Genomic DNA, 15,948 nt, shown 5'->3' on the forward strand with positions numbered 1-15,948 from the left:
CATATCTAGCTATATCAAAATTCGCTTAGTCTTCTTTACGTAATCCTAAGCCAAGCTCATCTAACTTCGCTCTTACTTCTTCTAAAGATTTACGTCCAAGGTTTCTTACTTTCATCATATCGTCTTCTGATTTGCTTGCAAGTTCTAGTACTGTATTAATACCAGCGCGTTTTAAGCAATTATAAGAACGAACAGAAAGATCAAGTTCTTCGATAGTCATCTCTAAAACTTTTTCTTTTTGATCCTCTTCTTTTTCGACCATGATTTCAGCAGTTTGTGCCTCATTCGTCATCCCTACAAAAATATTCAAGTGCTCTGTTAGTATTTTTGCTCCAAGCGAAATCGCCTCTTTAGGACCGGTGCTGCCATCTGTCCACACATCAAGAGTTAATTTATCGTAGTTAGACAATTGTCCAACACGAGTATTTTCCACTTGAAAATTAACGCGTGAAACTGGAGTATAAATAGAGTCGATCGGGATTACGCCGATAGGAAGATCCTCACGTTTGTTTTGATCAGCAGGAGTGTAGCCACGGCCTCGACCTGCGTACATACGCATACGGAAATGACCATTTTTGCCGATTGTTGCAATATAGAGTTCTGGATTTAAAATTTCAACGTCACTGTCATGTGTAATGTCAGCAGCTGTAATCGTTCCCTCTCCTTTTACATCAATCTCAATGACTTTTTCTTCATCAGAGTAGATTTTTAAAGCTAGTTTTTTCACATTCATAATAATAGATGCAACATCTTCCACTACGCCTTCAATAGTTGAAAACTCATGTAAAACGCCATCGATTTGAATAGAAGTAACTGCAGCTCCTGGTAAAGAAGACAGAAGGATACGACGTAAAGAATTACCCAAAGTATTTCCATAGCCACGTTCTAGCGGTTCTACAACAAATTTACCAAACTTGGCATTTTCGCTGATTTCTACACTTTCAATCTTTGGTTTTTCAATTTCGATCATTCCAATTTACCCTCCCTCAAAACATCGAATGTATAGGTTCTTTCCATCATGAATTCGATCGTTTAACTGATTGCTGTTCGCACAACCTCAGTCTGTACAATAAATGATGTTCTCAAACATGTTGAGTATCACCTATTACACGCGACGACGTTTTGGTGGGCGGCAACCGTTATGTGGTACTGGTGTAACGTCTTTAATTGCTGTAACGTCTAGACCTGCAGCTTGAAGTGCGCGGATAGCCGCTTCACGTCCAGCACCAGGACCTTTAACTGTTACTTCTAAAGTTTTGATACCATGTTCCATAGAAGTTTTTGCAGCTGTTTCTGCAGCCATTTGTGCAGCGAATGGAGTAGATTTACGAGAACCTCTAAATCCAAGAGCTCCAGCACTTGACCAAGAAAGTGCATTACCTTGCATGTCTGTGATAGTCACAATTGTGTTATTAAATGTTGAGCGAATGTGAGCAATACCGGATTCGATATTCTTTTTCACACGACGCTTACGTGTTTGTTGTTTACGTGCCATGTTAAGAAGAAACCTCCTTTACCGATTATTTTTTCTTGTTAGCAACTGTTTTACGAGGACCTTTACGAGTACGAGCATTGTTCTTCGTATTTTGTCCACGTACAGGTAAGCCGCGACGGTGACGGATACCACGGAATGAACCGATTTCCATCAAGCGTTTAATGTTAAGTGATACTTCACGACGAAGGTCACCTTCTACTTTGTATACACCGATTTGTTCACGGATTTTGTTTAACTCGTCTTCTGTAAGATCGCGAACGCGAGTTTCTTCAGAGATACCAGCTTCTACTAGTACTTTTTGTGAAGTAGTTTTACCAATACCGAAAATGTATGTTAATGCAATAACAACGCGTTTATCGCGTGGAATGTCAACACCAGCAATACGTGCCATATGTGTCGTGCACCTCCTTCTTATTATCCTTGTCTTTGTTTGTGTTTAGGATTTTCACAGATTACCATTACTTTACCGCGTCGGCGAATTACTTTACATTTTTCGCAGATCGGTTTCACAGATGGTCTCACTTTCATCTAACCCAACCTCCTTAGTAGTCCGGAGTGCAAAAGATTATTTAAAACGGTACGTGATACGACCGCGAGTTAAATCGTAAGGAGAAAGTTCAATTGTGACTTTATCTCCAGGTAAAATGCGGATAAAGTGCATACGAATTTTACCCGATACATGCGCAAGTATCGTATGACCGTTTTCTAATTCTACCTTAAACATCGCGTTTGGCAAAGTCTCAACAACTGTTCCTTCGACTTCAATTACATCATCTTTCGCCATCAACCCTGTCTCCCTTCTATATACAAATCAGGTTCTCATCAATATTCAAACGTAATTTGCTGTTAGTATAGCCTCATCAAGAACGAAACTATTCGTTTTAAGCATATGTTTGGAAATCATGAGAGATGTTCGAAAGACACTCGTAAGGTTTCGTTTGTGGCAATCCACGGAGTAGACTGACTGGTTGAAACCCGTCTCCCTCATGTCAACATGTTCGTACGAATGTGTTGGATGAGTTCCATAGTACCCGTTCGTTACATAGATGCTTCCACGAAACCCATTATACCCCTTCAGATTATAAAATGCACGTGGACTAGGGGGTCCTCGCTTTTGATGCATTTCTTTTCTTCCAGTTCGTATACCGGGCGCAATATGCTTTTGCAGCTCTCGAAAAAAACGTTTTCGTTCTTTGCATAATGCCCGGGTATTCAGTCGTCTGCGACAGGCACCGGGCTTTTAGATGCGGTTGCCCTGTAACAGAGCATCAAGATCAGCAAACACTTTCGTGATATGTTGCTGTCCATCAATATTAGTTAAAACACCTTTGTTGTCATAAAAATCAAGCAAAGGTTGCGTTTGCTTCATATTTACTTCCAGACGGTTCGTCACCGTTTCCGGATTATCATCCGCACGTTGATAAAGCTCTCCACCATCTTTGTCACATACCCCATCCTTAGCAGGTGGGTTGAAAACTAGATGGTACGCAGTGCCACATTCTTTACAAATGCGACGACCAGTTAGACGTTTAATCAAGTCTTCTTGGGCTACTTGAATATTAAGCACATGCTCAATTGATTTTCCTAGATCTACAAGTAAAGCATCAAGTGCTTCTGCTTGAGGAACTGTACGTGGGAAACCATCAAGTAAGAATCCTTTTTCACAGTCTGGTTTACTTAGTCTTTCACGAACAATACCAATCGTAACTTCATCAGGTACTAATGCACCTTCATCCATAAACGATTTTGCTTTTAAACCTAGCTCCGTGCCATCTTTTATTGCTGCACGAAACATATCGCCTGTAGAAATATGAGGGATTGCGTACTTCTCAACAATTTTATCAGCTTGTGTGCCTTTACCAGCACCTGGCAGACCCATTAAAACGATATTCATACGAAAATGCCCCCTCAGGACTAATTGTTGATTTTTAGGAACATTAACGTTCCTAAAAACCGACATTATTTCATAAAGCCTTTATAGTGACGCTTAACTAGTTGGGATTCTAGCGTTTTCATTGTTTCGAGTGCAACCCCTACAATGATTAGCAAACTTGTTCCACCAATTTGCGCAGATTGCGGTAGGCCCGCAAATTTAACAAATAGTAGAGGCATGATTGCAATTAGAGCTAAGAAGATAGATCCAACAAAAGTTAATCGGTACAATACGTTTGTTAAATAGTTTTGTGTATTTATTCCTGGACGAATCCCTGGAATATACGCACCTTGCTTTTTCAAATTGTCAGCTACATTTTCTGGATTCACTTGAATGAATGCATAGAAGTAAGCAAACGCAATGATTAGAGCAATATAGATCGTCATACCAACAGGGTGTGTATAATCTAATGCTTTCGTTATAAAATCAGTAACATCATTTTGACCGAAAAATAAAACGATTGATTGCGGTGCCATAAGGAAGGCAGATGCAAAGATTACAGGAATTACTCCCGCAGCATTAACTTTTAGAGGTAAGTGTGTTTGTTGACCACCTGTTTGAGAAGTGCCAGCAACACGTTTCGCATATTGAATAGGAATTTTACGCAACGCTTGTTGAACGTAAATAACTCCTACTGTCACAGCGATAATAGCCAATAATAGCAATACAATAATCACAATATTGATAAACAGTGCTTCACCAGCACCTTCTATTTGTTGTGCATACACTTGGTTTACTGCATTTGGAATTGCAGCAGCGATACCAGCGAAGATAATGATAGAAATACCATTACCAACACCTTTAGCTGTGATCTGCTCACCTAACCACATTAAAAATGCAGTACCTGCAGTTAATACTACTGCAATAACGAAATACGTCATTACACCGTCATCTTTTATTAAAGAACCGCCGTACATACGGTTAAAACCATATGACATTGCAAATGCTTGAATAAAAGCTAACACAATTGTGAAGTAACGAGTGAATTGTGCAAGTTTCCGTCTTCCAACTTCACCTTGTTTTGCCCACTCAGTAAACTTCGGTACAACATCCATTTGTAACAATTGTACAATGATGGAAGCAGTAATGTATGGCATAATTCCCATCGCTAGAATGGAGAAGTTTTTTAAAGCACCGCCACCAAATGTATTTAAGAAACCAATCAAACCTAATTGATCTGCTTGTCTTAAAACATTTGCATCAACGTGAGGTACTGGAACAAATGTCCCAATACGAAACACGATTAACATTAATAAAGTAAAAATGATTTTATTTCGAATATCTCTAACACGCATAAAGTTTGAGATCGTCTGAAACATTAAACCACCTCGGTTTGTCCGCCAGCATTCTCAATAGCTTCTTTAGCTGACGCAGAGAATTTGTGAGCTTTTACAGTTAACTTCTTGTCAAGAGTTCCATTACCTAGAATCTTAATACCAGATTTTTCACTACTCACAACACCTGTTTCAATTAATAAAGCAGGTGTTATTTCTGTGCCTTCTTCGAAACGATTTAATGTATCAAGGTTCACAATTGCAAATTCTTTACGGTTAATGTTCGTGAATCCACGTTTTGGTAGACGACGGAACAATGGGTTTTGACCGCCCTCAAATCCTGGACGAACTCCACCGCCCGAACGAGAATTTTGACCTTTATGACCTCTACCTGCAGTTTTACCATTACCAGAACCGATACCACGACCTACGCGGTTACGTGTAGAACGAGATCCTTCTGCTGGTTTTAACTCATGAAGTTTCATATGGTGGCACCTCCTTATTCTTAAAATAAACCTTAAATTTCTTTGACAGTTACCAAGTGAGCTACTTTAACAACCATCCCGCGGATAGCGACATTGTCTTGGTGCTCAACTGTTTGATGCATTTTACGTAATCCAAGAGCTTCTGCTGTTTTGCGTTGATTTGGCTTTGAACCAATCAAGCTTTTAGTAAGGGTGATTTCTAATTTAGTTGCCATTGTAATTTCCCCCCTTATCCTAACAGTTCTTCTACTGATTTACCACGTAATTTAGCAACGTCCTCAGCACGTTTTAGTTGAGTTAAACCTTGTACTGTAGCACGAACCATGTTAATTGGTGTGTTAGATCCAAGTGATTTAGAAAGAATGTCTGTAATACCAGCTAATTCTAGAACCGCACGAACCGGTCCACCAGCGATAACACCTGTACCAGGTGCTGCAGGTTTAATTAGAATAGATCCAGCTCCAAAACCACCAATTACTAAGTGAGGAGTAGTTCCGCCAACTCTTGGTACTTCTACTAAATTTTTCTTAGCATCTTCAACCGCTTTACGGATTGCATCTGGAACCTCTTGAGCTTTACCAGTACCAAATCCAACATGTCCATTTTTGTCACCGACAACCACTAATGCTGTAAAACGGAAACGACGTCCACCTTTTACAACTTTAGCAACACGGTTAATCGTTACTACGCGTTCTTCAAGTTCAAGTTTGTTTGGGTCAATACCACGCATGAAATATGTCCCTCCTTCTTCTTAAAATTCTAAGCCGTTTTCACGTGCAGCTTCAGCTAACGCTTTAACACGTCCATGATATAAGTAACCGCCACGGTCGAATACAACAGATTTAATGTTTTTTTCGACAGCGCGTTTTGCGATTGTTTCACCGATTAAAATAGCAGCTTCAACGTTTCCAGCTGTACCAGTAAAATCTTTGTCCATAGAAGACGCACTTACGATTGTTACACCTTGTGAATCATCGATAAGTTGTGCGTATAGATGTTTATTAGAACGGAATACATTTAAACGAGGACGTTCAGTAGTACCCGTGATTTTTGTACGAACACGTGCATGACGTTTTTTACGAACTTGATTTTTGTCTTGTTTCGTAATCACAGTGGTCACTCCTTTCTAATGCGGGATGCATTATTTACCTGTTTTACCTTCTTTGCGGCGTACAACTTCGCCTTCATAACGAATACCTTTACCTTTGTAAGGCTCTGGTGGACGAACTTGACGAATGTTAGATGCTAGAGCACCAACGCGTTCTTTGTTAATACCGCGAATGATAATTTTTGTATTAGAAGGAACTTCAACTTCTAATCCGTCTTCAGGAGTGAATTCAACTGGATGAGAGTACCCTACATTAAGTACAAGTTTATTACCTTGTAGTTGTGCACGGTAACCAACTCCAACTAATTCAAGTCCACGTGCATATCCTTCAGAAACACCAATTACCATGTTAGCTAGCAAAGCGCGAGTTGTACCATGGATTGTGCGGTGTTCTTTCGAATCTGTTGGACGAACTAAAGTAATTACATTACCTTCTTGTTCAATTTTAATATCTTGATTAAATGAATTTGTTAATTCACCTTTTGGTCCTTTTACTACTACTGTATTTTCAGCGCTAACTGTTACAGTAACATCTGCAGGAACCTCAATTGGTTTTTTACCTACTCGAGACATTTTGTTGCACCTCCATTCGTTTGTTGATTATTACCAAACGTAAGCTACGATTTCTCCGCCAACTTGTTTAGCGCGAGCTTCTTTATCTGTTAATAAACCATTTGAAGTAGAAACTAAAGCAATTCCTAAACCGTTCAATACTTTAGGTACTTCGTTTGTTTTAGCGTAAACGCGTAGACCTGGTTTAGAAATACGTTTCAAACCAGTGATAACGCGTTCGTCGTTTTGACCATATTTTAAGAAGATGCGAATGATTCCTTGTTTGCTATCTTCTACATACTCAACGTCACGTACGAAACCTTCACGCTTTAAAATTTCAGCGATTTCCTTTTTCAGGTTTGAAGCAGGAACTTCTAATTTCTCGTGACGAACCATGTTAGCATTACGAATGCGTGTTAGCATATCTGCAATTGGATCTGACATTGTCATTACATTTACCTCCTTCCCAGTTATAGGGGATTACCAGCTTGCTTTTTTAACGCCAGGAATTTGTCCCTTGTATGCAAGTTCACGGAAACAAATACGGCAAAGCTTGAATTTACGATATACAGAGTGCGGACGTCCACAGCGCTCACAGCGTGTGTATTCTTGCACTTTGAACTTTGGCGTACGTTGTTGTTTAACGATCATTGATTTTTTAGCCACGTTTTCGCCTCCCTTATTTTACTTTTGGAATGGCATACCGAATTGTGTTAATAACTCACGAGCTTCTTCGTCAGAGTTCGCAGTTGTTACAATCACGATGTCCATACCGCGTACTTTCGAAACTTTATCATAATCGATTTCAGGGAAGATTAATTGCTCTTTAACTCCAAGAGTGTAGTTACCGCGACCGTCGAATGCTTTTTTAGAAACACCGCGGAAGTCACGTACACGTGGAAGAGAGATAGCGATTAATTTGTCCAAGAAGTCATACATACGCTCTCCACGTAGTGTAACTTTAGCACCGATTGGCATACCCTCACGAAGACGGAAACCAGCGATCGATTTTTTAGCTTTCGTAACTACAGGTTTTTGACCTGAGATAATTTGTAATTCTTCAACAGCAGCGTCAAGTGCTTTTGTATTTGATACAGCATCACCCACACCCATATTGATAACAATTTTATCAACTTTAGGAACTTGCATCACTGAGTTATATTCAAACTTGCTCATTAGAGCAGGAGAAACTTCCTTAAGATACTTTTCTTTTAGGCGGTTCATGTGTGTACCTCCCTTCTCTTTACTTATTTAATAATTTCACCAGATTTTTTCGCAACACGAACTCTTTTGCCATCTTCTACTTTAGAACCTACGCGAGTCGGCTCGCCAGTTTTTGGGTCGATTAACATAACATTCGATACGTGAATTGCAGCCTCTTGGCTTACAATTCCGCCTTGCGGATTAGCTTGGTTTGGTTTCATATGTTTTTTGACGATGTTTACACCTTCAACTAACACTCGGTCTTTCTTAGGGAAAGCAGTAAGGATAACTCCTGTTTTACCTTTATCTTTACCTGAGATTACCTTAACTTTGTCACCTTTTTTAACATGCATTCTGTCGCACCTCCTTGATTGGCACTTTCATGTAAATTAAAGAACTTCTGGAGCTAAAGATACGATTTTCATGAAATTGCTGTCGCGTAGTTCACGAGCAACAGGTCCGAAAATACGAGTTCCACGCGGTCCTTTATCGTCTTTGATAATAACGCATGCGTTCTCATCGAATTTGATATAAGTACCGTCTTTACGGCGTACGCCGCTTTTAGTGCGAACGATTACAGCTTTAACGACGTCACCCTTCTTGACAACGCCACCTGGTGTTGCTTTCTTAACTGTACATACAACGATATCGCCGATATTAGCAGTTTTACGTCCAGTACCACCAAGTACTTTAATTGTTAAAACTTCACGTGCACCTGAGTTGTCAGCAACTTTCATACGAGTCTCTTGTTGGATCACTTAGGTTACCTCCCTTCGGAATTTATTAGTTCCGAAATTTATTATTAAATAATAACCGCTTTTTCTGTAACTTCTAATAAACGGAAACGTTTAGTAGCTGATAGCGGACGAGTTTCCATGATGCGGACGATGTCGCCGATTTGGGCTTCATTTTGCTCATCATGAGCCTTAAATTTCTTAGAGTATTTAACACGTTTACCGTATAATTTGTGTTTTTTATGAGTTTCAACTAAAACAGTGATAGTTTTATCCATTTTGTCAGAAACTACACGGCCTGTGTATACTTTGCGTTGGTTACGCTCAGTCATGCCTGAAAACCTCCTTTATCAGTTGTTTGCACTGATTTCTCTTTCGCGAATCACAGTTTTCATACGCGCAATCGCTTTACGTACTTCGCGAATGCGAGCTGTGTTTTCTAATTGACCAGTCGCCAATTGGAAGCGAAGGTTAAAAAGCTCTTCTTTCAGTGATTTTACCTTTTGTTCTATTTCTGCAGTAGTAAGGTCACGGATGTCATTAGCTTTCATTAGATTCACCACCAATTTCTTGACGTTTAACTATTTTACACTTAATAGGAAGCTTATGTGATGCTAAACGTAAAGCCTCACGAGCTACCTCTTCAGTTACGCCAGCAATTTCAAACATAATTTTCCCAGGCTTTACTACTGCTACCCATCCTTCAGGAGCACCTTTACCGGATCCCATACGAACCTCAAGAGGCTTTTTCGTATAAGGTTTATGCGGGAAAATTTTAATCCATACTTTACCGCCACGTTTCATGTAACGTGTCATAGCAATACGAGCTGATTCAATTTGACGACTTGTAATCCAGCTAGCTTCAGTTGCTTGTAAACCAAACTCACCGAATGCTATCTCTTTACCGCCTTTTGCTTCACCACGCATTTTTCCGCGGTGTTCGCGACGATATTTAACGCGTTTAGGCATTAACATATTATTTGCCTCCTTCCTCAGAGTTCTTCTTAACTGGAAGGACTTCACCACGATAGATCCATACTTTAACGCCTAGCTTACCATAAGTAGTGTCAGCTTCAGCATGTGCATAATCAATGTCAGCACGTAATGTATGAAGTGGTACAGTTCCTTCGCTGTAATGTTCAGCACGTGCAATGTCAGCGCCGCCTAGACGTCCAGATACTTGAGTTTTAATACCTTTAGCTCCAGAACGCATTGTACGTTGAATTGCTTGCTTTTGAGCACGACGGAAAGATACGCGGCCTTCTAGTTGACGTGCGATGCTTTCTGCTACTAATTTAGCATCCAGGTCTGCTCTTTTGATTTCTACGATGTTAATGTGTACACGCTTGCCAGTGATATCGTTTAAGTGTTTACGAAGTGCTTCAACTTCAGTACCACCTTTACCGATTACCATACCTGGTTTCGCTGTGTGAATTGAAATGTTAACACGTTTTGCAGCACGTTCAATTTCTACAGTAGAAACAGACGCTTCTTTCAAACGAGTTTCAATGTACTTACGAATTTTTAAATCTTCGTGAAGTAGAGTTGCATAGTCTTTACCAGCGTACCATTTTGACTCCCAGTCACGAATAATACCAACTCGTAATCCTATTGGATGAACTTTTTGACCCACGGATTATCCCTCCTTCTTCTCAGATACCACTAATGTGATGTGGCTTGTACGTTTGTTAATAGCACTTGCACGTCCCATAGCACGTGGACGGAAACGCTTCAATGTTGGACCTTCGTCAACGAAGACTTCAGAAACAACTAGTTTGTTAACATCTAAATCGTAATTGTGCTCAGCGTTAGCAACAGCAGATTTTAATACTTTCTCAACAACAGGTGATGCTGCTTTAGGAGTAAGTTGTAAAATTGCAATAGCTTCACCGATTTGCTTACCTCTGATTAAATCAACGACTAATCTTACTTTACGAGGAGCAATGCGCACTGTTTTAGCAATAGCTTTTGCTTGTGACATTTGAATGACCTCCTCTCAAATTAGCGTCTTGTTTTCTTATCATCTGCACCATGACTTTTATAAGCGCGTGTTGGTGCAAACTCGCCTAGTTTATGACCTACCATATCTTCAGTCACGTATACAGGAACATGTTTGCGTCCGTCATATACCGCGATTGTTAACCCGATAAAAGTAGGGAAAATTGTTGAACGGCGAGACCAAGTCTTAATCACTTGTTTTTTCTCAGAGTCCTTTTGAGCATCGACCTTTTTAAGTAAATGGTCATCTGCGAAAGGTCCTTTTTTCAAGCTACGACCCATGCTGAAACCTCCCTCCGTGATTGCACCACGGCTCGTTCTTTGAACCGTAGTAAAACCACATTATTTTTTACGACGACGAATGATAAGTTTGTCGGATTTGTTTTTCTTGCTACGAGTTTTGTATCCAAGAGTTGGTTTACCCCATGGAGACATTGGTGACTTACGACCGATTGGCGTACGTCCTTCACCACCACCGTGTGGGTGATCGTTCGGGTTCATTACAGATCCACGTACAGTTGGGCGTTTACCTAACCAACGATTACGACCCGCTTTACCAATGTTTACAAGTTCATGTTGTTCATTTCCTACTTCACCGATTGTAGCGCGGCAAACAGAAAGGATTAGGCGAACTTCACCAGATTGTAAACGTACGATAACGTATTTACCTTCTTTACCAAGTAATTGAGCAGATGTACCAGCTGAACGTACTAACTGACCACCTTTACCAGGTTTCATTTCAATGTTATGGATAGTAGTACCCATTGGGATGTTTTGTAAAGGAAGTGCGTTACCTACTTTAATATCAGCTTCTGGACCTGACACGATTGTCATTCCAACTTCTAAGCCTTTAGGAGCTAGGATATAGCGTTTTTCCCCATCCACATAATTAATTAATGCGATGTTCGCAGTACGGTTTGGATCATACTCAATAGTAGCAACACGTCCTGGTATACCATCTTTGTTTCGTTTGAAATCAATGATACGGTATTGACGTTTGTGTCCACCACCATGATGACGAACAGTAATTTTACCTTGATTGTTACGGCCGCCTTTACGCTTCACAGGAGCAAGAAGTGATTTCTCAGGCTTGTCAGTTGTGATTTCAGCGTAATCTAACGATGTCATGTTACGACGTCCGTTTGTCGTTGGTTTATACTTTCTAATCGCCATTTTATTCCCTCCTTCTTGATTATTCAATCCTTGTTATAAGGATTAGATTTCGAATAATTCGATTTCTTTACTATCTTGAGTTAATGTAACAATCGCTTTACGACGTTTGTTAGTGTAACCACCAAATTTACCTACACGTTTGTATTTACCTTTGTAGTTCATGATGTTAACTTTCTCAACATCTACTCCAAAGATTTCTTTAACCGCATATTTAACTTGTGTTTTGTTAGCGCGAGTGTCCACTTCGAAAGTGTACTTTTTATCTGCCATTACTTCTGAAGAACGCTCGGTAATGACCGGACGTTTAATAATATCACGTGCTTCCATTAACCTAGCACCTCCTCAACTTTTTCTACTGCAGCTTTAGTCATCACTAATTTATCGTGACCAACTAAATCTAATACGTTAATGCCTGTTGCAGACACAACTGTGATTCCAGGGATGTTACGAGCAGCTAATGCTACGTTTTCATCTAGATCAGCAGTTACGAATAACGCTTTTTTATTAATTGAAAGGTTAGATAACACTTTCACGAATTCTTTTGTTTTTGGTGCATCAAAAGCTAAACCTTCAAGTACTACGATACTTTCTTCACGCACTTTCGATGAAAGAGCTGAAAGAAGAGCTAAACGACGTACTTTTTTCGGTAATTTGTAGCTATAGCTACGTGGAACTGGACCGAATACAGTACCACCGCCACGCCATTGTGGAGAGCGGATCGAACCTTGACGAGCACGACCTGTTCCTTTTTGCTTCCATGGTTTACGTCCACCACCAGCAACTTCAGAACGGTTTTTCACTTTGTGATTACCTTGACGAAGTGATGCGCGTTGAGCAATGATAGCTTCAAATAAAACAGCTTCGTTTGGTACGATTCCGAAAACTTTATCGCTTAACTCGATTTCGCCAACAGAAGATCCTGCTTGATTGAATAAAGATACTTTTGCCATTCCTGTTTCCTCCTTTCTTCAGAGAATTATTTCGATTTAATAGCAGCTTTAACAACTACTAATGATTTACGAGAACCAGGAACATTACCTTTTACAAGTAGTAGGTTACGTTCAGCATCCACTCTTACGATTTGTAAGTTTTGGATTGTTACTGTGTGCCCACCCATTTGACCAGGTAATTTCTTTTGTTTGAATACGCGGTTCGGAGCAACTGGCCCCATTGAACCTGGACGACGGTGATAACGAGATCCATGGGCCATTGGTCCACGAGATTGTCCGTGGCGTTTAATAACACCTTGGAAACCTTTACCTTTAGTAACACCTGTTACATCAATTACATCGCCTTCTGCAAAACTTTCTACGTTGACTTCTTGACCAACCTCGTAATTAGCTGTATCCAAGCCGCGGAATTCGCGGATGAAGCGCTTAGGAGCAGTGCTTGCTTTTGCTACGTGCCCTTTCGCAGGTTTGTTAGAAAGCTTTTCGCGCTTATCTTCAAAACCTAACTGAATAGCTTCGTAACCGTCTGTTTCAGCTGTTTTCTTTTGAAGTACTACGTTTGGAGTAGCTTCAATTACAGTTACAGGGATTAAGTCACCGTTCTCAGCAAATACTTGCGTCATACCGATTTTTCTACCTAAGATTCCTTTGGTCATCTGTCACACCTCCTGTAATAATTAATTGTTTTTTATCTTTTACCATTAAAGTTTGATTTCAATATCAACGCCAGATGGTAAATCAAGCTTCATTAACGCATCAACAGTTTGTGGTGTTGGGTTAACGATATCGATAAGACGTTTATGCGTACGCATTTCGAATTGTTCACGAGAATCTTTATACTTATGAACGGCACGAAGAATTGTATACACAGATCTTTCAGTCGGAAGTGGAATCGGACCCGATACACTTGCACCTGAACGTTTAGCAGTTTCAACAATTTTCTCAGCTGATTGATCAAGGATTCTGTGATCATACGCTTTTAAACGGATACGGATTTTTTGTTTTGCCATTACTTTCCCTCCTTTTCGCCTATTTTCTAGACATTCTCCACGAAAATTTTCCGAACACTCGCCATGGCAAAGCGGCCGGGTGTGTCGGTAACCTCTCGCTTCATCGCAGTCAAAGACCAACTACAACATTATAAACAATAAAAAAAGATTTCGCAAGTGTTTTCGCGAAATTCTTTTTAATTGTTGTAAATACGTTTCACTTGATTCATAGACCTGCATCTATTAGCTGTTTTTTATTATATACAATTCCTGCTATAATTTCAACGGATATGGTACTTTGTAATTTATGGCATACTTCAAGTCTAATAGAGAAAGGACGAACTTTTATAAAAAGTCGTCCTTTTCTTCCTATAGAACAAATACAATAGCAATCCATCCAAAAGCAATCAATGGTATGTTGTAGCAGATAAACGTCGGAACACATGTATCCCAAATATGATTATGCTGTCCGTCAACATTTAAACCGGCCGTTGGACCAAGCGTTGAATCTGATGCAGGAGAACCAGCATCACCTAAAGCTCCCGCTGTTCCGATTAAAGCAATGATTGCCAACGGGCTTAATCCAAGTTCAAGCGCAAGTGGTACAAAAATAGCAGCTATAATCGGAATGGTAGCAAAGGAGGAACCAATTCCCATAGTAACAACTAAGCCAATAATCAACATGACTAAAACAGCTATGCTGACGTTGCCTGCTAATAACTCTGCTGAAGCTTTCACTAAACTCTCTACATGACCCGTTGCATTAATAACAGCGGCAAAACCATTCGCAGTAATCATAACAAAACCTACAAACGCCATCATACGCATTCCTTCTGTTAATAATTGATCAGCTTCTCTCCATTTAAGAGCACCAGTAACATAAAGAACGGTAATACCCGCTAAAGCACCTGCAATCATTGAGTCCGTTTCAATTTGAACATATAACGCTGCAATCAGCGCAATGATTGTGAATATGACACTGCTTTTCTTCACATTAACCTGAAGCTCTTCTACTTCTACTTCTGTTTGCTTATAGCTTCTTGGTTTACGATATAAAATAAATGCCATTACTAGGCCAAATACCATTCCTAATGCAGGAACAACCATTGCCTTTGGAATATCATCTAACGCAATTTCTAGACCAGATAACCCCATTTGCGTTGCTACAATTTCTTGATAGATTGCACCGAAGCCATATGGTAGAAACATATATGGTGTAATTAAACCAAATGCTAAAATACACGCGATCAATCGACGATCCACTTGTAACATATTTAAGACTTTCAAAATTGGTGGCACTAACAATGGAATAAACGCTATATGAATCGGGATTAGGTTTTGGGAGAAAATAGCCATCATGAGTAACAATAAAAAGACTAAAACTTTTGCTAATCCTGTCTTTTGAGAATCGCCTTCTCTTTTCACAAGCTTCAAAATCGCTCCTACTAATAACTCAGGTATTCCTGTTTTAGAAATCGCAACTGCAAAGCCCCCTAATAACCCGTAGCTTAACGCAATTGTCGCACCAGCACCTAATCCACTCGTAAATGCATCAATCGTTTCTGTGACCGTTAGACCGGCTGTCAGACCGCCTACAAGCGCTCCTATTATCAATGAGAATACAACGTTAATTCGAAGTAAACTCAGCACTAACATAACTCCTACTGCCAATAATACAGCATTCAAATTAAACACTCACTTTCACACACTAGATTGCTAACATGTAGAAGTTTAATTCTTATTCTTCTAAATGTCAATGTAAAAAAGCACCTTTGCTAAAATTACAAAGATGGTTCTTTTCACTTAGACAGTGAAAATTAAGAAATGGGCATGGCGTGGTGCATTTGGTTTGGATAATGAAAGATATGATCCTTTCCTATACAGTTAAAGCCGCCGAAGATACAATTTCGGACGCTCTCCGCTATTTTATCCATCGACATTAATTATTTTCTCTATTTCCACTGACAACTATAATACGCCTATGAATCATTTAAATTCTCTATCTAAAAATAACTAATAACAAAGTAGCAGGATCATTTTATTAGTTTGTAGAA

The 15,948-nt window shown here is 39.7% G+C and carries 29 protein-coding genes; all 29 read right to left on the minus strand.

Annotation, left to right across the window (positions count from 1 at the left end; genetic code table 11):
- Positions 1-25: 25 nt before the first annotated feature.
- The gene (locus MHH81_RS19465; RefSeq protein ID WP_340924573.1) at positions 26-970 is read right to left on the minus strand and encodes a DNA-directed RNA polymerase subunit alpha; all 945 of its coding nucleotides are present in this window, start codon (positions 968-970) and stop codon (positions 26-28) included.
- 135 nt (positions 971-1,105) lie between these two features.
- Positions 1,106-1,495 (minus strand): 30S ribosomal protein S11, encoded by a 390-nt coding sequence (rpsK, locus tag MHH81_RS19470; RefSeq protein ID WP_340924575.1) that lies wholly within the window; start codon positions 1,493-1,495, stop codon positions 1,106-1,108.
- A gap of 25 nt (positions 1,496-1,520) precedes the next feature.
- Positions 1,521-1,886, minus strand: coding sequence for a 30S ribosomal protein S13 (gene rpsM / locus MHH81_RS19475; protein WP_340924577.1), 366 nt, complete (start codon positions 1,884-1,886; stop codon positions 1,521-1,523).
- A gap of 23 nt (positions 1,887-1,909) precedes the next feature.
- On the minus strand, positions 1,910-2,023 hold the full coding sequence (gene rpmJ, locus MHH81_RS19480; RefSeq protein WP_003247619.1) for a 50S ribosomal protein L36: 114 nt from the start codon (positions 2,021-2,023) through the stop codon (positions 1,910-1,912).
- Positions 2,024-2,060: 37 nt separating this feature from the next.
- Positions 2,061-2,279: a translation initiation factor IF-1 gene (gene infA, locus MHH81_RS19485; RefSeq protein ID WP_016429904.1), complete on the minus strand. Its 219-nt coding sequence runs from the start codon at positions 2,277-2,279 to the stop codon at positions 2,061-2,063.
- Between the two features lie 456 nt (positions 2,280-2,735).
- Entirely contained in the window at positions 2,736-3,389 is a 654-nt protein-coding gene (locus MHH81_RS19490) for an adenylate kinase (RefSeq protein WP_340924579.1), read from the minus strand.
- Positions 3,390-3,454: 65 nt separating this feature from the next.
- Positions 3,455-4,747 carry a preprotein translocase subunit SecY gene (secY, locus tag MHH81_RS19495; protein ID WP_340924581.1) on the minus strand — a complete coding sequence of 431 codons (1,293 nt, stop codon included), beginning with the start codon at positions 4,745-4,747 and terminating at the stop codon, positions 3,455-3,457.
- Positions 4,747-5,187, minus strand: coding sequence for a 50S ribosomal protein L15 (gene rplO, locus MHH81_RS19500; RefSeq protein ID WP_340924584.1), 441 nt, complete (start codon positions 5,185-5,187; stop codon positions 4,747-4,749). Before rplO ends, secY begins: the two co-directional genes overlap by 1 nt.
- Before the next feature lie 32 nt (positions 5,188-5,219).
- On the minus strand, positions 5,220-5,402 hold the full coding sequence (gene rpmD, locus MHH81_RS19505) for a 50S ribosomal protein L30 (protein ID WP_340924586.1): 183 nt from the start codon (positions 5,400-5,402) through the stop codon (positions 5,220-5,222).
- A 14-nt stretch (positions 5,403-5,416) separates the two neighbouring features.
- Entirely contained in the window at positions 5,417-5,917 is a 501-nt protein-coding gene (gene rpsE / locus MHH81_RS19510) for a 30S ribosomal protein S5 (protein ID WP_340924588.1), read from the minus strand.
- A gap of 21 nt (positions 5,918-5,938) precedes the next feature.
- Positions 5,939-6,298 (minus strand): 50S ribosomal protein L18, encoded by a 360-nt coding sequence (gene rplR, locus MHH81_RS19515; protein ID WP_340924590.1) that lies wholly within the window; start codon positions 6,296-6,298, stop codon positions 5,939-5,941.
- Positions 6,299-6,328: 30 nt separating this feature from the next.
- Positions 6,329-6,868, minus strand: coding sequence for a 50S ribosomal protein L6 (gene rplF / locus MHH81_RS19520; protein ID WP_340924593.1), 540 nt, complete (start codon positions 6,866-6,868; stop codon positions 6,329-6,331).
- A gap of 30 nt (positions 6,869-6,898) precedes the next feature.
- On the minus strand, positions 6,899-7,297 hold the full coding sequence (gene rpsH, locus MHH81_RS19525; RefSeq protein WP_142643408.1) for a 30S ribosomal protein S8: 399 nt from the start codon (positions 7,295-7,297) through the stop codon (positions 6,899-6,901).
- 30 nt (positions 7,298-7,327) lie between these two features.
- Positions 7,328-7,513, minus strand: a complete 186-nt coding sequence (gene rpsN, locus MHH81_RS19530) for a 30S ribosomal protein S14 (protein ID WP_053591330.1) — start codon at positions 7,511-7,513, stop codon at positions 7,328-7,330.
- A gap of 18 nt (positions 7,514-7,531) precedes the next feature.
- Positions 7,532-8,071 (minus strand): 50S ribosomal protein L5, encoded by a 540-nt coding sequence (gene rplE, locus MHH81_RS19535; protein ID WP_090567848.1) that lies wholly within the window; start codon positions 8,069-8,071, stop codon positions 7,532-7,534.
- Positions 8,072-8,094: 23 nt separating this feature from the next.
- Positions 8,095-8,403, minus strand: coding sequence for a 50S ribosomal protein L24 (rplX, locus tag MHH81_RS19540; RefSeq protein ID WP_340924600.1), 309 nt, complete (start codon positions 8,401-8,403; stop codon positions 8,095-8,097).
- A gap of 36 nt (positions 8,404-8,439) precedes the next feature.
- A complete protein-coding gene (gene rplN / locus MHH81_RS19545) occupies positions 8,440-8,808 on the minus strand; it encodes a 50S ribosomal protein L14 (protein ID WP_053591327.1) in 369 nt (122 codons plus the stop codon).
- A 44-nt stretch (positions 8,809-8,852) separates the two neighbouring features.
- Positions 8,853-9,116 (minus strand): 30S ribosomal protein S17, encoded by a 264-nt coding sequence (rpsQ, locus tag MHH81_RS19550; protein WP_340924603.1) that lies wholly within the window; start codon positions 9,114-9,116, stop codon positions 8,853-8,855.
- A gap of 18 nt (positions 9,117-9,134) precedes the next feature.
- On the minus strand, positions 9,135-9,335 hold the full coding sequence (gene rpmC, locus MHH81_RS19555) for a 50S ribosomal protein L29 (protein WP_340924605.1): 201 nt from the start codon (positions 9,333-9,335) through the stop codon (positions 9,135-9,137).
- On the minus strand, positions 9,325-9,759 hold the full coding sequence (rplP, locus tag MHH81_RS19560; protein ID WP_340924608.1) for a 50S ribosomal protein L16: 435 nt from the start codon (positions 9,757-9,759) through the stop codon (positions 9,325-9,327). Before rplP ends, rpmC begins: the two co-directional genes overlap by 11 nt.
- Before the next feature lies 1 nt (position 9,760).
- Entirely contained in the window at positions 9,761-10,417 is a 657-nt protein-coding gene (rpsC, locus tag MHH81_RS19565) for a 30S ribosomal protein S3 (protein WP_340924611.1), read from the minus strand.
- Positions 10,418-10,420: 3 nt separating this feature from the next.
- A complete protein-coding gene (gene rplV / locus MHH81_RS19570; RefSeq protein ID WP_340924614.1) occupies positions 10,421-10,765 on the minus strand; it encodes a 50S ribosomal protein L22 in 345 nt (114 codons plus the stop codon).
- 20 nt (positions 10,766-10,785) lie between these two features.
- The gene (gene rpsS, locus MHH81_RS19575; RefSeq protein ID WP_090567829.1) at positions 10,786-11,064 is read right to left on the minus strand and encodes a 30S ribosomal protein S19; all 279 of its coding nucleotides are present in this window, start codon (positions 11,062-11,064) and stop codon (positions 10,786-10,788) included.
- Positions 11,065-11,124: 60 nt separating this feature from the next.
- The gene (rplB, locus tag MHH81_RS19580) at positions 11,125-11,955 is read right to left on the minus strand and encodes a 50S ribosomal protein L2 (protein ID WP_340924617.1); all 831 of its coding nucleotides are present in this window, start codon (positions 11,953-11,955) and stop codon (positions 11,125-11,127) included.
- A gap of 42 nt (positions 11,956-11,997) precedes the next feature.
- Positions 11,998-12,282, minus strand: a complete 285-nt coding sequence (gene rplW, locus MHH81_RS19585; RefSeq protein WP_340924620.1) for a 50S ribosomal protein L23 — start codon at positions 12,280-12,282, stop codon at positions 11,998-12,000.
- Positions 12,282-12,905: a 50S ribosomal protein L4 gene (gene rplD / locus MHH81_RS19590; RefSeq protein WP_340924623.1), complete on the minus strand. Its 624-nt coding sequence runs from the start codon at positions 12,903-12,905 to the stop codon at positions 12,282-12,284. Before rplD ends, rplW begins: the two co-directional genes overlap by 1 nt.
- Before the next feature lie 26 nt (positions 12,906-12,931).
- Complete coding sequence (gene rplC / locus MHH81_RS19595; RefSeq protein WP_340924626.1) at positions 12,932-13,561, minus strand: 50S ribosomal protein L3; 630 nt, start codon at positions 13,559-13,561, stop codon at positions 12,932-12,934.
- Between the two features lie 45 nt (positions 13,562-13,606).
- Entirely contained in the window at positions 13,607-13,915 is a 309-nt protein-coding gene (gene rpsJ / locus MHH81_RS19600) for a 30S ribosomal protein S10 (RefSeq protein ID WP_042478628.1), read from the minus strand.
- A gap of 348 nt (positions 13,916-14,263) precedes the next feature.
- Positions 14,264-15,580 carry a Na+/H+ antiporter family protein gene (locus MHH81_RS19605; protein ID WP_340924629.1) on the minus strand — a complete coding sequence of 439 codons (1,317 nt, stop codon included), beginning with the start codon at positions 15,578-15,580 and terminating at the stop codon, positions 14,264-14,266.
- Positions 15,581-15,948: the final 368 nt, after the last annotated feature.

It is taken from the genome of Psychrobacillus sp. FSL H8-0484 (assembly GCF_038005325.1).
In the GTDB taxonomy this organism is placed as follows: domain Bacteria; phylum Bacillota; class Bacilli; order Bacillales_A; family Planococcaceae; genus Psychrobacillus.